Here is a 12,828-nt window from a genome sequence, read left to right on the forward strand (position 1 = left end):
CCGCTGCTGCGGCGGGGCGAACGAGGAGAAGCAGTGAGTGTGACGGCAGCCAAGGGCTTCCTCGCGGCGGGCATCGCCGCCGGGATCAAGGAGAGCGGGAACCCCGACCTCGCCCTCGTGGTGAACAGCGGGCCGCGGCTGGCCGCCGCCGGCGTGTTCACCGCCAACCGCGTCAAGGCCGCGCCGGTCCTCTGGTCCGAGCAGGTCCTCAAGGGCGGCCGGGTCTCCGCGGTGATCCTCAACTCCGGTGGCGCCAACGCCTGTACGGGCCCGCTCGGCTTCCAGGACACCCATGCGACCGCCGAGAAGGTCGCCGAGGTGCTGGACGGGCACAGCGCCGGCGAGGTCGCGGTGGCCTCCACCGGCCTGATCGGGGTGCGACTGCCCATGGACAAGCTGCTGCCCGGCGTGGCGAAGGCCGCCGCCGAACTCACCGGCCACGGCGGCGAGAAGGCCGCCATCGCCATCAAGACCACCGACAGCGTCCACAAGACCGCCCAGGTCACCACCTCCGAGGGCGTCACCGTCGGCGGCATGGCCAAGGGCGCCGGCATGCTCGCGCCCGGCCTCGCCACCATGCTCGCGGTGCTGACCACCGACGCGGACGTCCCCGCCGAGCAGTTGGACGCCGCGCTGCGCGGCGCCACCCGCACCACCTTCGACCGGGTCGACTCCGACGGCTGCATGTCCACCAACGACACCGTGCTGCTGCTGGCCTCCGGCGCCTCCGGCGTCGTCCCGGACCCGGACTCCTTCGCCGCGGCGGTCCGCGAGGTCTGCGACGACCTGGCCCGGCAGTTGATCGGCGACGCCGAGGGCGCCAGCAAGGACATCCGCATCGAGGTGATCAACGCCGCGAGCGAGGACGACGCGGTCGAGGTCGGCCGCTCCATCGCCCGCAACAACCTCCTCAAGTGCGCCCTGCACGGCGAGGACCCCAACTGGGGCCGGGTGCTCTCCGCCATCGGCACCACCGCCGCCGCCTTCGACCCGGACCGGCTCAACGTCGCGATCAACGACGTCTGGGTGTGCAAGAACGGCTCGGTGGGCGAGGACCGCGAGCTGGTGGACATGCGCTACCGCGAGGTGCGGATCACCGCCGACCTCGCCGCCGGCGCGCACTCCGCCGTCATCTGGTCCAACGACCTCACCGCCGACTACGTCCACGAGAACAGCGCGTACTCCTCATGACCGGCCCCACGGCCGCCCCCGCCGCGGACCCGCGGTCGCCCCACGCACCCCACGCCTCCCCCACCGAGCGGAACGAGACCGTCGCATGACGACCCGTAAGCACACCGCGCTCCCCAAGGCCCGCACCCTCGTCGAGGCGCTGCCCTGGCTGACCCGGCACCACGGCAAGACCGTGGTGATCAAGTTCGGCGGCAACGCGATGGTGGACGAGGAGCTCAAGCGCGCCTTCGCCCAGGACGTGGTCTTCCTGCGGCACGCCGGACTGCGCCCGGTCGTGGTGCACGGCGGCGGCCCGCAGATCAGCGCCCAGCTCGAACTCCTCGGCATAGCATCGGAGTTCAAGGGCGGCCTGCGGGTCACCTCGCCCGAGGCGATGGACGTCGTCCGGATGGTGTTGGTCGGCCAGGTCCAGCGCGAGCTGGTCGGCCTGCTCAACGAGCACGGCCCGCTCGCCGTCGGCATGACCGGCGAGGACGCCCATCTGATGTCCGCCACCAAGCACTATGCCGACGTCGACGGCGAGCGGATCGACATCGGCCGGGTCGGCGAGATCACCGCGATCGACCCGGGCGCCGTGCATGCGCTGCTGGACGACGGCCGGATTCCGGTCATCTCCTCCATCGCCCGCAGCAGCGACGAGGGCGAGCTCTCCGGCGTCTTCAACATCAACGCCGACACCGCCGCCTCCGCACTGGCCGCGGCGCTCGGCGCGGAGACGCTGATGGTCCTCACCGACGTCGAGGGCCTCTACGAGGACTGGCCGCAGAGCGACGAGGTCATCGCCCGGCTCACCGTGAGCCAACTGGAGAAGCTGCTGCCCGAGTTGGCCAACGGCATGGTCCCGAAGATGCGGGGCTGTCTGCACGCGGTGCGCAACGGGGTGCGCACCGCCCGGGTCATCGACGGCCGGGTGCAACACTCGATCCTGCTGGAGATCTTCACCGACGAGGGCATCGGCACCATGGTCGTCCCGGACCCCGATCCGTGCTCCGGCGACGCCCAGGCCACCGCACACCACACCGCACAGGGGACGGAATGAACACCGCGGCAGCGACCCCGGCCACCGGGGACACCACGACCGACCACGGACCGGCCACCAACGAAGGGCTCACCCGGCGCTGGCAGGGCGCCATGATGGACAACTTCGGCACCCCCCGCCTCCCGCTCGTCCGGGGCGAGGGCGCCACCGTCTGGGACGCCGACGGCAACGCCTACCTCGACTTCCTCGGCGGGATCGCGGTCAACGCGCTGGGCCACGCCCACCCCGCGGTGGTCCGCGCCGTCACCGACCAGATCGCCACCCTCGGCCACGTGTCGAACTTCTTCGTCGCGCAGCCCACCGTCACCCTCGCCGAGCGCCTGCTCGCGCTCGCCGGCCGGCCCGGCCGGGTCTACTTCTCCAACTCCGGCGCGGAGGCCAACGAGGCCGCCTTCAAGATCGGCCGGCTGACCGGCCGCACCCACATCGTCTCCACCTCCGGCGGCTTCCACGGCCGCACCATGGGCGCCCTGGCGCTCACCGGCCAGCCCGCCAAGCAGGATCCGTTCCGCCCGCTGCCCGGCGACGTCACCTTCGTCCCGTACGGCGACGCGGACGCCCTGCGGGCCGCCGTCACCACCGACACCGCCCTCGTCATCCTCGAACCCGTCCAGGGCGAGAACGGCGTGATCGTCCCGCCCGCCGGCTACCTCAAGGCCGCCCGCGAGATCACCGCCGCCACCGGCACCCTGCTGGTCCTCGACGAGATCCAGACCGGCATCGGCCGCACCGGGTACTGGCTGGCCTCGCAGGCCGAGGGCGTCGAGGCCGACGTCATCACCCTCGCCAAGGGCCTCGGCGGCGGCCTCCCGATCGGCGCCACCCTCGCCTTCGGCCCGGCCGCCGAGCTGCTCACCCCCGGCTCGCACGGCTCGACGTTCAGCGGCAACCCGGTCGTCTGCGCCGGCGCCCTCGCCGTCCTGGACACCATCGAGGCGGACGGCCTGCTCGACCACGTGCGGCGGACCGGCGAGCGGTTGCGCTCCGGGATCGAGGCCGTTGCGCACCCGTTCGTCGGCCAGGTCCGCGGAGTCGGCCTGCTCCTCGGTATCGTCTTGAGCGGGCCCCACGCATCCCAGGTGCAACAGGCGGCCCAGGACGCGGGCCTTCTGGTCAACGCGGTCGCGCCGGACGTCATCCGGCTCGCCCCGCCCCTGATCGTCTCCGACGAGCAGGTGGAGACCTTCCTCCAGAAGCTCCCCGGCGTCCTGTCGACGGCCGAGCAAGCGGCCAACGGGGAACGATGATCCGGAGACTGACGCAACGATGACCGAGCCGCAGGAGACCGAGCCGCCGATCAACGGCCCGGCCGTGCCGCAGACCCGCACCGCCCGCCACCGCCGGATCGTGGACATCCTCAACCGGCAACCGGTCCGCTCCCAGAGCCAGCTCGCCAAGCTGCTCGCCGACGACGGCCTCTCCGTCACCCAGGCGACGCTCTCCCGCGACCTGGACGAGCTGGGCGCGGTCAAGATCCGCAACACCGGCGGCGAGCTGATCTACGCGGTACCGAGCGAGGGCGGCGACCGCACGCCGCGGGCGCCGCTGGGGGAGTCCGCCAAGGAGGAGCGGATGCGCCGCCTCTCCGGCGAACTCCTCATCTCCGCCGAGGCGTCGGCCAACCTTGTCGTCCTGCGCACCCCGCCGGGAGCCGCCCAGTTCCTGGCCTCCGCCATCGACCAGGCGGAGCTGCACGACATCCTCGGCACCATCGCCGGCGACGACACCCTCATGCTGATCAGCCGCGACCCGTCGGGCGGCCAGCAGCTCGCCGACCATCTCCTCCAGCTCGCGCAGGGGGCGCGCTAGCGTCCGTCCGAGGGGTCGGGGGTCGCGGGCACCAGGGCCCCCGCGACCCCCGACCCGCACGCAAAACGACCGGAGGCCGCTCCTCGCATCCCTGCGAGGAGCGGCCTCCGGCCTGTGTTCTGCACCGTCGGGACGACAGGATTTGAACCTGCGACCCCTTGACCCCCAGTCAAGTGCGCTACCAAGCTGCGCCACGTCCCGGTGCTCGTACCGACCGGGCGTTCCCGGTCGGGGCGTGCAGACAGAAAAATACCCTGTCCCGGCCGATGAATCCAAAGCGGGGTCTTTTCGGGGTGACTCCGGGTCCCCTGGCAGGGTCCAACGCGCGCTCCGGAGCGCCCCGTACGTCCTCTCATCACCTCCCTGACCTGCACTTTCCCCCTTCATTGACGAATCATACGGGCGAGTGCATACTTATGCCTATCAGGGCATGCACGCAAGGAGGCCCCCATGACCGAGCGCGTTGTACTCGCCTACTCGGGCGGACTGGACACCTCCGTCTGCATCGGCTGGCTCGCCGAGGAGACCGGCGCCGAGGTCATCGCCGTCGCGGTCGACGTCGGCCAGGGCGGCGAGGACCTGGACGTCATCCGCAAGCGGGCGCTCGCCTGCGGCGCCGTCGAGGCCGAGGTCGTCGACGCCAAGGACGAGTTCGCCGACGCCTACTGCCTCCCGGCGATCAAGGCCAACGCCCTCTACATGGACCGCTATCCGCTGGTCTCCGCGCTGTCCCGGCCGGCCATCGTCAAGCACCTGGTCGCCGCCGCCGGGCGGTACGGCGCGGGCGCGGTCGCGCACGGATGCACCGGTAAGGGGAACGATCAGGTCCGCTTCGAGGCGGGGGTCTCCGCCCTCGCCCCCGACCTCACCTGCCTCGCCCCGGTCCGGGACTACGCGATGACCCGGGACAGGGCCATCGCCTTCGCGGAGAAGGCCGGCCTGCCGATCGCCACCACCAGGAAGTCGCCGTTCTCCATCGACCAGAACGTCTTCGGGCGGGCCGTGGAGACCGGCTTCCTGGAGGACATCTGGAACGCGCCGACCGAGGACGTCTACGCGTACACCCGGGACCCGGCCGTCGCCCGCGAGGCCGACGAGGTCGTGGTCTCCTTCGAGCACGGCGCGCCGGTCGCCCTCGACGGCGCGCCGGTCACCGTCCTCCAGGCGATCTCGCGGCTCAACGAGCGGGCCGGCGCCCAGGGCGTCGGCCGGATCGACCTGGTCGAGGACCGGCTGGTCGGCATCAAGTCCCGCGAGGTGTACGAGGCGCCGGGCGCGATCGCGCTGATCACCGCGCACCAGGAGCTGGAGAACGTCACCGTCGAGCGCGAACTGGCCCGCTACAAGCGGGGAGTTGAGCAGCGCTGGGGCGAACTGGTCTATGACGGCCTGTGGTTCTCGCCGCTGAAGCGGGCGTTGGACGGCTTCGTCGAGGAGGCCAACCGGTCCGTCTCCGGCGAGGTGCGGATGACCCTGCACGGCGGCCGCGCGGTGGTCACGGGGCGCCGCTCGGAGCAGTCCCTCTACGACTTCGACCTCGCCACCTACGACACCGGTGACACGTTCGACCAGTCGCTCTCCAAGGGGTTCATCGAACTCTTCGGCATGTCGAGCAGGATTGCCGGGCAGCGCGACCTGGCAGGCAGAGCCTGACGCGACCGCGCGCCGGGCCCCGCGGCCCGGACACGGGCGCACCCCCGCCGGCGGGCGGCCGGCCACCACCCCATCCAGCAAGGAGCAGCACAAGTGAGCAACGGCAACACCGGTGACGTCCGGCTCTGGGGCGGACGGTTCGCGGACGGACCGGCCGAGGCCCTGGCCAAGCTGTCCGCCTCGGTGCACTTCGACTGGCGCCTGGCCCCCTACGACATCGCCGGATCGCGCGCCCACGCCCGGGTGCTCCACACGGCGGGCCTGCTCACCGAGGACGAACTGGCGCGGATGCTCGACGGGCTGGACCGGCTCGAAGTCGACGTCGCCTCCGGCGCGTTCGTGGGCACCGTCGCCGACGAGGACGTGCACACCGCCCTGGAGCGGGGGCTGTTGGAGCGGCTCGGCCCGGACCTCGGCGGCAAGCTGCGGGCCGGCCGGTCCCGCAACGACCAGGTGGCCACGCTGTTCCGGATGTACCTGCGCGACCACGCCCGGATCGTCGGCGGGCTGCTCGCCGACCTCCAGGAGGCGCTGGTCGGCCTCGCCGAGGCGCACCCGGACGTCGCGATGCCCGGCCGCACCCACCTCCAGCACGCCCAGCCGGTGCTCTTCGCCCACCACGTGCTCGCCCACGTCCAGGCGCTGTCCCGGGACGCGGAGCGGCTGCGGCAGTGGGACGAGCGGACCGCCGTCTCGCCGTACGGATCGGGGGCGTTGGCCGGCAGCAGCCTGGGCCTGGACCCGGAGGCGGTCGCCGCGGACCTCGGCTTCGAGCGCGGCTCGGTGGGCAACTCCATCGACGGCACCGCCTCCCGGGACTTCGTCGCGGAGTTCGCCTTCATCACCGCGATGATCGGCGTCAACCTGTCCCGGATCGCCGAGGAGGTGATCGTCTGGAACACCAAGGAGTTCTCCTTCGTGACCCTGCACGACGCCTTCTCCACCGGCTCGTCGATCATGCCGCAGAAGAAGAACCCGGACATCGCGGAGCTGGCGCGCGGCAAGTCCGGCCGGCTGATCGGCAATCTGACCGGCCTGCTGGCGACGCTGAAGGCCCTCCCGCTCGCCTACAACCGCGACCTCCAGGAGGACAAGGAGCCGGTCTTCGACTCGTGCGACCAACTGGAGGTGCTGCTCCCGGCGTTCACCGGGATGATGGCCACCCTCACCGTGAACCGGGAGCGGATGGCGGAGCTGGCGCCGGCCGGCTTCTCGCTGGCCACCGACATCGCGGAGTGGCTGGTGAAGCAGGGCGTGCCGTTCCGGGTGGCGCACGAGGTGGCCGGCGAGTGCGTCAAGGAGTGTGAGGCGCAGGGCATCGAGCTGGACCAGCTCACCGACGAGCAGTTCGCCAAGATCTCGCCGCATCTGACGCCCGAGGTCCGGGGCGTGCTCAACGTCCCCGGCGCGCTGGCCTCCCGCAACGGCCGCGGCGGCACCGCGCCGTCGGCGGTGGCGGTGCAGCTCGCCGAGGTGCGGGCCGACCTGGCCGGACAGCAGGAGTGGGCCGCGGCCCGGAAGTGACCTAAGGCGGCCGGGTCACGCCCGGCCGTCCGGGGCGGCCTCCACCCGATGCGGGTGGAGGCCGCCCTCGTGCGTGGGGCCCGTTCCGCAGCGGGGGAGAGCCAGGCGCCGCCCCCTCGATGAGACATCGACGTCTCATTCGGTTAGTCTCTGTCTCATGGCTGTGGATCGGGAACGCGTACTCACCGAGGCCGCCGCGCTGCTCACCCGCCGCTCCACGACGTCCATGGACGAGATCGCGCGCGCCGCGGGCATCAGCCGGGCGACCCTGCACCGGCACTTCGCCGGCCGCGATGCGCTGATCCGTGCCCTGGAGGAGCACGGCATCGAGATGTTCGCGCGGGCGATGGACGCCGCCCGCCTCGACGACGGCAGCGCCGTCGAGGCGCTGCGCCGACTGGTCGGCGAGGCCGAACCGGTCGCCGCGGTACTGGCCTTCCTCTTCACCGAGAACCAACTCTTCGAGGGCGGGACGGTCAACGCCGGCTGGGCCCGGCTCGACGCCCGGCTCGCCGCGCTGTTCCGGCGCGGCCAGGAAGAGGGCGACTTCCGTGTCGACCTCAGCGCGGTCTGGCTGACCGAGGCGTTCTACGGCCTCCTCGGCGCGGGCGCCTGGTCGGTCCACGAAGGACGCCTGGCCCGCGGCGACCTCAACCACTCGATCGCCGAGCTGCTGCTCGGTGGCATCCGACGGAGCATGGAGAAATGAGCGAGCGCATAGCGCCACCCCGGGCCGGTGCGGCCCATGTCGATGACCAACCCCGTCCGGGCCGCTGGCTCGCGCTCTCGGTCCTCGTCCTGGCGGTGCTGCTGGTCGGCGTCGACGCCACCGTCCTCGGCCTCGCCACCCCCTTCCTGAGCGAGGATCTGCGGCCGTCCGGCACCCAGTTGCTGTGGATCGGCGACATCTACTCCTTCGTCATCGCCGGCCTGCTGGTCTCCATGGGCAGCCTCGGCGACCGGATCGGCCGCAAGAAGCTGCTGCTGATCGGCTCGATGGCGTTCGGCGCGATGTCGGTGCTCGCCGCCTACGCCAGCACCCCGGAGATGATGATCGCCGCCCGGGCCCTCCAGGGCGTGGCCGGCGCGACGTTGATGCCCTCCACCCTCGCCCTGATCCGCAACCTCTTCCACGACCCCAAGGAACGCAGCCTGGCGATCGGCATCTGGGGCGCGATGGCCTCGGCCGGCACCGCGGTCGGGCCGGTCCTCGGCGGCTTCCTGCTGGGCCATTTCTGGTGGGGCTCGGTCTTCCTGATCAACCTTCCGGTGATGCTGCTGCTGGTCGTCGTCGGCGCCAAGGTCATCCCCGAGTCCCGCAACCCCGACCCGGGACCGTGGGACGTCCCCAGCGTGCTGCTGTCGCTGGTGGGCATCGTCGGCGTCGTCTACGCCATCAAGGAAGCGGCGGTGCACGGTCTCCGCTGGGACATCGGGCCGGCCGCCGTCATCGGCCTGCTCGCCCTGGTGTGGTTCGTCCGCCGCCAGCTCACCCTCGACTCGCCGCTGTTGAACATGAAGCTCTTCCAACACCGGGGCTTCTCCGGCGCGGTCCTGGCCGACCTGCTGACCATCCTCGGCCTGTCCGGACTGGTCTTCTTCCTCTCCCAGTTCCTCCAGATGGTGCAGATGCGCTCGCCGCTCAACGCCGGTCTGGTCGAACTCCCGGCCGCGGTCGGCGCGGTGGGCGCCGGGCTGGCCGCCGGCTGGGTCGCCCGCCGGCTGTCGGTGCGGCTGGTGGTGGCCGGCGGCCTCGCGGTGGTCGGCCTCTCGCTCGCCGGCTGCATGGCCCTGCACGGCGACACCGGCACCCTCGCGCTGTGCGTCATCCTCTTCGTCGTCGGCATCGGCGCCGGCTTCGCCTTCACCGTCACCGCCGACGTGATCCTCTCCAGCGTGCCCAAGGAGGAAGCCGGCTCCGCCTCCGCGGTCTCCGAGACCGCCTACGAGCTCGGCGCCGCGCTCGGCATCGCCCTGCTCGGCTCCATCGTCACCAGCATCTACCAGGGCTTCACCGCCCCCGTCGGGGTGCCAGGACACGTCGTCGACGCGGCCCGCTCATCGCTCGGCGGCGCCGTGGACGCCACCGCCCAACTCCCCGCCGACCAGAGCGCCGCCCTGCTGAAGGCCGCTCAGGACGCCTTCGTGAGCGGCGTGGACACCGCGGCCGGCATCGGCGCGGTGGTGTTGCTCGGCGCCGCGGTCGCCGCCTGGTTCCTGCTCCGCGGCCAGGAACTGGCGGACAGCGCCCCCGTCGTGCAGCCGGCGACGGACCCCGAGACCGCTCCGGTGGCCGGCTCCGAACGCCGCTGACCCGGCCCGGCGCGCCTCCCCCTCCGAGCACCCGTAAGGGTCCACCCCGGCGGGCGAACGAGGGACACCACCGCGCACCGCGCCCCCGTTCAGGCGTGTCCCGTGGATCGTGACCGCGCGCACCGGCCATGATCCACGGGACACGCCCCCGGGGGCGACTGTCCCCCGCCGTTCACGCCCGGTACGCGCCCTGGTGGCCGGTTGTCCCGCGCGGCGCGTTTGACTCTCCCGTCGTCCCCCAACGGTCGGACCCGCTCAGGAGAGTGACGCAGTGCGCGACATCGGACGACGGTCCTTCGTAACCGCCGCGGGGGCGATGGCCACCGCCAGCGCGATCGGCACCAACGCCTACGCCACCGGCCACGCCCGCGACGCCGCCACGGCACACGAGTACGTCGACGTCCAACTGCTCAACATCACTGATCTGCACGGCTATCTGCACAGCGCCCCGGGCGCCAACTCGGTCATCACCGGTGCCGGCGGCAAGCGCTACACCGTCGGCGGCGTTGCCTACATGGCCGCCCACTTGGCGCGGTTGCGCGCCGGGCGCCGCAACTCCCTCTTCTTCGCCCCCGGCGACCTCTTCTCCGGCTGGGAGTTCGACGCCGCCTCCTTCGCCGACGAACCCACCATCGAGGCTCTCAACGCCATGCGGCTGGACTTCGCCTCGGCCGGCAACCACGAGTTCGACAAGTCCACGGTCTTCCTCCGTGACCACATGGAACGCGGCCGCGCCTTCCCCGTCGTCGGCCGCGACGCCTCCTTCACCGACTCCACCGGCCACCGCTTCCGCGGCGCCAACTTCCCCTACTACAGCGCCAACATGGTCCGCCGGGACACCGGCGAGCGGGTGCTGCCGCCGTACAACATCGTGCACGTGGACGCCGGCCGCGGCCGGCGGCTGCCGATCGGCTTCATCCACCTGACCGCCATCGGCACCGAGTCCTTCCCCGGCTCCTACCAGCCAGGACTGCGCACCCTGGACGAGTTGGAGACCGCCAACCGCTGCGCCAGGGCGCTCAAGAACCGGGGCGTCAACGCGATCGTGCTCAGCATGCACGACGGCGCGGTCGCCGGCGGCAACTTCGAGAGCGGCAGCAACCCCTCCGGGCCGGCCTACGAACTGGCGCTGCGGGTCTCGCCGGACATCGACGCCATCGTCACCGGCCACTGGCACTGTGCGTTCACCATGATGCTGCCGGATCCCAAGGGCGTGCCCCGCCCGTTCGTCGAGGCCGGCTGCTACGGCCAGATCATCAACGAGATCAACCTCCGGCTCGACCCGGTGAGCGGAAAGGTCATCAGATCCCTGACCACCTCCGTCAACCACCCCAACACCCGTGACATCGCGCCCGATCGGGAGCTGAAGGAGATCGCCGACTACTGGGCCGGCTACGGCGCCCGCCGCGCCCGCACCCGGATCGGCACCCAGACCGCCTCCTTCACCCAGCGCCGCAACGCGGTGGGGGAGTCCACCATGGGCAACCTCGTCGCCGACTGGGCGCTCTGGGCGGGCAGTCAGCCGCACGGCCCGATGGACGACCGCGGCGGGCACCGCAACGTTCCGGCCGAACTCGCGGTGATCGCGGTGGCCCCGCGGGTCGGTGCCGCGATCATCTCCGGGGACCTGGTGCGCGACGAGGCGTCCGACGGCGCGGTCACCTTCGGGCAGGCGTGGAACGCGGTCGGCTTCGGCGACCCGATCGTCACCGTCACGGTCACCGGCCGGCAGATCCACGAAGCCCTGGAGCAGCAGTGGGCGTCGACCGCGGACGGCGGCCTCACCTTCGCCCCGCTGGCCGTCTCCGGCAACGTCCGCTACCGCTTCGACGCCACCGCCCCGGCCGGACGGCGGATCGACCCCGCCGAGGTCCTGATCGACGACGAGCCGCTCAGACCGGCCCGCCGCTACCGCCTGGCCGCGCCCTCCTACACCCTGACCAACCAGGACGGCTTCAGCGCCTTCACCGGCTTCACCGAACCGGTCCGGCACACCCGGGACTTCGAGAGCTTCGTCGCCTATGTCCGCGCCAAGCGGCGGCTGTCGCCGGCCGAGCCGGACCGCGTCACGGCCAAGAACGCCCATCTCCCCGGCGCCCGCATCGGTTCCGTCGCCGTGCACCAGCAACTCCTCGCCGCCGACGGCAATCTGGTGCCGCGGGTGGAGGCGGCCCTGCGCACCGCGCTGATCGGCGATGCCGAGGGCCAGCGGGCGCTCGGCGGCTTCCGGGTGCCGTGCTGACCGTCCGTCGATAGCCGCAACGACGCCGAGGGCCCCGTCCGTTGAGCGGACGGGGCCCTCGGCGCGAGTGCGTGGGCGGGGTCTCAGGCGGCCGTGCGCACCTTCGTGGCGTAGACGTCGACGTACTCCTGACCGGACAGCTCCATCACGTCGCTCATCACCTCGTCGGTGACGGCCCGCAGGACGTAGCGGTCCCGGTCCATGCCCTCGTAGCGGGAGAAGTCCAGCGGTTCGCCGAAGCGCACGGTCACCGGGGCGATGTGCGGGCGGCCCTTGCCGCCGGGCTGCACCTTGTCCGTGCCGATCACCGCGAACGGGACGACCGGGGCGCCGGTCATCAGCGTGAGCCGGGCGATGCCGGTCCGGCCGCGGTAGAGGCGGCCGTCGGGGGAGCGGGTGCCCTCCGGGTAGATGCCGAAGGCGCGGCCCTCGTCCAGGATGCGGCGGCCGGTCATCAGCGCGGCGACCCCGCCGTGCCCGCCGTCCCGGTCCACCGGGATCATCCCGGCGGAGGTGAAGAACCAGGCCATCAGCCGGCCCTTGAGGCCCTTGCCGGTGACGTACTCGTCCTTGCCGATGAAGTACACCGGCCGCTTGACCACCAGCGTCAGGAACATCGAGTCGATGAACGTGACGTGGTTGCCGGCCAGGATCACCGGCCCGGTCCCGGGGATCCGCTCCAGGCCCTCGACTTTCGGACGGAACAGGACGCGCATCACGAGTCCGAGAATCGCCTTCAGCACAATGCGGGACAACGGGTCCTCCGGGTCGCGGCTGGTCAGGTTCAAGGGGGCGCAGCACTCTGCAGCCCAGGACCATACTCGCGAGTTACTCCCGCGCGCACATCGGGTTCACCAGGCCGATACGCAGAGTTGACGTGCGTTACGTCCATGTTCCCCACAGTCCTCCCGGACGTCTCCCCGACATCACCCGTCCGTGCTTACGATCAAGGAGCTTTCCGGGAGGGGTGTCGACCACGCCTTCCTGGGCAGCCGAGAGGCCGAGAGACAAGCACAGAACCCTGCCGGGCCGGGATGCCACCGGGCCCGGCAGGGGC

10 protein-coding genes and 1 tRNA gene are annotated in these 12,828 nt (G+C 71.9%); 9 read left to right on the forward strand and 2 right to left on the reverse strand.

Annotated elements, in window-relative coordinates; genetic code table 11:
- Positions 1-33 precede the first annotated feature (33 nt).
- The 4 genes from argJ to PV796_RS30695 all read left to right on the forward strand — a co-directional run bounded on the left by argJ (position 34) and on the right by PV796_RS30695 (position 4,039).
- On the forward strand, positions 34-1,191 hold the full coding sequence (gene argJ, locus PV796_RS30680) for a bifunctional glutamate N-acetyltransferase/amino-acid acetyltransferase ArgJ (RefSeq protein WP_274916785.1): 1,158 nt from the start codon (positions 34-36) through the stop codon (positions 1,189-1,191).
- Between the two features lie 85 nt (positions 1,192-1,276).
- On the forward strand, positions 1,277-2,230 hold the full coding sequence (argB, locus tag PV796_RS30685) for an acetylglutamate kinase (protein ID WP_274916786.1): 954 nt from the start codon (positions 1,277-1,279) through the stop codon (positions 2,228-2,230).
- Positions 2,227-3,477, forward strand: a complete 1,251-nt coding sequence (locus PV796_RS30690) for an acetylornithine transaminase (RefSeq protein WP_274916787.1) — start codon at positions 2,227-2,229, stop codon at positions 3,475-3,477. The genes argB and PV796_RS30690 overlap by 4 nt, the downstream gene beginning before the upstream one ends.
- Before the next feature lie 19 nt (positions 3,478-3,496).
- Positions 3,497-4,039 (forward strand): arginine repressor, encoded by a 543-nt coding sequence (locus tag PV796_RS30695; RefSeq protein WP_274916788.1) that lies wholly within the window; start codon positions 3,497-3,499, stop codon positions 4,037-4,039.
- Between the two features lie 127 nt (positions 4,040-4,166).
- On the opposite strand, the gene PV796_RS30700 is transcribed toward PV796_RS30695, so the two are convergent.
- Positions 4,167-4,240, reverse strand: a tRNA-Pro gene (locus PV796_RS30700).
- Between the two features lie 249 nt (positions 4,241-4,489).
- Here PV796_RS30700 and PV796_RS30705 point away from each other — a divergent pair.
- The 5 genes from PV796_RS30705 (at position 4,490) to PV796_RS30725 (ending at position 11,771) form a co-directional block, all read left to right on the forward strand.
- Complete coding sequence (locus PV796_RS30705; RefSeq protein WP_274916789.1) at positions 4,490-5,692, forward strand: argininosuccinate synthase; 1,203 nt, start codon at positions 4,490-4,492, stop codon at positions 5,690-5,692.
- Positions 5,693-5,785: 93 nt separating this feature from the next.
- A complete protein-coding gene (argH, locus tag PV796_RS30710; RefSeq protein WP_274916790.1) occupies positions 5,786-7,216 on the forward strand; it encodes an argininosuccinate lyase in 1,431 nt (476 codons plus the stop codon).
- 157 nt (positions 7,217-7,373) lie between these two features.
- Positions 7,374-7,925, forward strand: a complete 552-nt coding sequence (locus PV796_RS30715) for a TetR/AcrR family transcriptional regulator (protein WP_274916791.1) — start codon at positions 7,374-7,376, stop codon at positions 7,923-7,925.
- On the forward strand, positions 7,922-9,529 hold the full coding sequence (locus PV796_RS30720) for an MFS transporter (protein WP_274916793.1): 1,608 nt from the start codon (positions 7,922-7,924) through the stop codon (positions 9,527-9,529). Before PV796_RS30715 ends, PV796_RS30720 begins: the two co-directional genes overlap by 4 nt.
- 271 nt (positions 9,530-9,800) lie before the next feature.
- On the forward strand, positions 9,801-11,771 hold the full coding sequence (locus tag PV796_RS30725) for a bifunctional metallophosphatase/5'-nucleotidase (protein ID WP_274916795.1): 1,971 nt from the start codon (positions 9,801-9,803) through the stop codon (positions 11,769-11,771).
- An 83-nt stretch (positions 11,772-11,854) separates the two neighbouring features.
- Here the strand turns inward: PV796_RS30725 and PV796_RS30730 are convergent, their stop codons facing one another.
- Positions 11,855-12,526 (reverse strand): lysophospholipid acyltransferase family protein, encoded by a 672-nt coding sequence (locus PV796_RS30730; RefSeq protein ID WP_274919310.1) that lies wholly within the window; start codon positions 12,524-12,526, stop codon positions 11,855-11,857.
- Positions 12,527-12,828 lie beyond the last annotated feature (302 nt).

Origin of the sequence: Streptomyces sp. WZ-12 (genome assembly GCF_028898845.1) — a bacterium.
GTDB lineage: Bacteria > Actinomycetota > Actinomycetes > Streptomycetales > Streptomycetaceae > Streptomyces.

Coding starts and splice junctions, on each gene's coding strand:
- PV796_RS30705 (WP_274916789.1), top strand. CDS start 4,490: ATGACCGAGCGCGTTGTACTCGCCTACTCGGGCGGACTGGACACCTCC.
- PV796_RS30715 (WP_274916791.1), top strand. CDS start 7,374: ATGGCTGTGGATCGGGAACGCGTACTCACCGAGGCCGCCGCGCTGCTC.
- PV796_RS30695 (WP_274916788.1), top strand. CDS start 3,497: ATGACCGAGCCGCAGGAGACCGAGCCGCCGATCAACGGCCCGGCCGTG.
- argB (WP_274916786.1), top strand. CDS start 1,277: ATGACGACCCGTAAGCACACCGCGCTCCCCAAGGCCCGCACCCTCGTC.
- PV796_RS30690 (WP_274916787.1), top strand. CDS start 2,227: ATGAACACCGCGGCAGCGACCCCGGCCACCGGGGACACCACGACCGAC.
- PV796_RS30720 (WP_274916793.1), top strand. CDS start 7,922: ATGAGCGAGCGCATAGCGCCACCCCGGGCCGGTGCGGCCCATGTCGAT.